Origin of the sequence: Streptomyces alkaliphilus (genome assembly GCF_014141535.1) — a bacterium.
Classification (GTDB): Bacteria; Actinomycetota; Actinomycetes; order Streptomycetales; family Streptomycetaceae; genus Streptomyces; species Streptomyces alkaliphilus.
Genome location: NZ_VKHT01001222.1, coordinates 1 through 1,298, shown reverse-complemented (window position 1 = coordinate 1,298; position 1,298 = coordinate 1). Strand labels below are relative to the sequence as shown.

The 1,298-nt window shown below is 79.8% G+C and carries 1 pseudogene; it reads right to left on the bottom strand.

What is annotated here, in order from left to right:
* Positions 1 to 140: 140 nt before the first annotated feature.
* Positions 141 to 1,298: pseudogene (locus FNQ90_RS23565) on the bottom strand (primosome assembly protein PriA); the annotation flags it as partial.

Below are 1,298 nucleotides of genomic sequence, written 5' to 3'. Positions count from 1 at the left end.
CGCGTCGACGGGGGCGGCGGACCCGGGTCCTCCCGGACCGGGGCGTCCGAGATGTTGCCGGCGCCGCGCGGCGGCTGAGACCGGCCCGGTGCCCCATCGACTCCGGGGCGGCGGGGCGCCCGCGAGGGAGGGCCGACGACTCAGCCGATCTCCCGCGGATCGACACGCACCCGGGCGATCTTCCGTTCCCGACGGGCGAGCCGGGCCGCCAGGGAGGCCCGGAGGGCCCGGGCCATCGCCGCCCCGTGCCCCGGTGGCACCCGCACCAGGGCGCGCTCCCACTGCTCCCCCGGAGCGGGTGCGCCCGGCCGACGGGGGGCACCCGGTGGGGTCGGGGACAGTTCCACCGGACCGAGGATCTCCGCCTCCGGGGGCAGGTCGGCCCCCTCCAGCAACCGGCGCACGGCCTCCGGGGGTCCGCTGACGGCCGCCATCCGGCTGACCGGTGGAAAGCCCAGTTCGGCGCGGTCGGCCAATTCCCGCTCCGCGAAGCCGAGGGGGTCCCAGCGGACCAGTGCCTGCACCGGGCGGAGCGTCGACTCCACCGGCAGGACCACCGTCCCGCCCTCCCGGGCCGGGCGGACCAGGGCCGCGGCACCCAGCCAGCGCCGCAGGGTCTCCTCCCCCGCCCGCAGGCCGGGACGGTTGAGGAGCAGGTGACCGTCCAGCAGCAGAGCCGCCGCGTACCCGGGGCCCTCGGCGGTGCGCGGCTCGGCACCGGGAGTGCTGACCACCAGCGCGGGGGTGTCCGGCACCTCGTCGAGCACACCGTTGCCCTCCCCCGGGTCCCCCGGGCCGGCGGTGCCGCGACCGGAGGTCCGCACGGGGACGCCGGGGAAGGCGCGGCCCAGCTCCTCCGCGGTGCGTCGGACCCCCACCGCGCGGGCCCGGGCCCGCCGGCCGCCGCAGGCGGGGCAGTGCCAGTCAGGATGGGCCAGGCCGCACCACCCACAGGCCGGGGGCACGTCGGGGGCGTCGGCGGCGAGCGGCCCCCGGCAGGCCGGACAGCGGGCCGGTTCGCGGCAGCGGTCGCAGGAGAGCGCCGGCACGTAGCCCCGGCGGGGGACCTGTACCAGCACCGGACCCAGCCGCAACGCGTCCCGGGCCACCCGCCAGGCGAGGGTGGGCAACCGGGCGACGTGGGCGGCCTCGTCACCGGCCCGGTCGTCGGCGCCGGGGGCACGGATCAACGGTGCCGCGGCGCGGACCGCGCCCCGGTCGGGGGTGAGCGGGACCGCCCAACCGGTGGACACCAGCCGGGCGCCCTCCGCCGTGCAGGCGTGCCCACCCACCAGGAC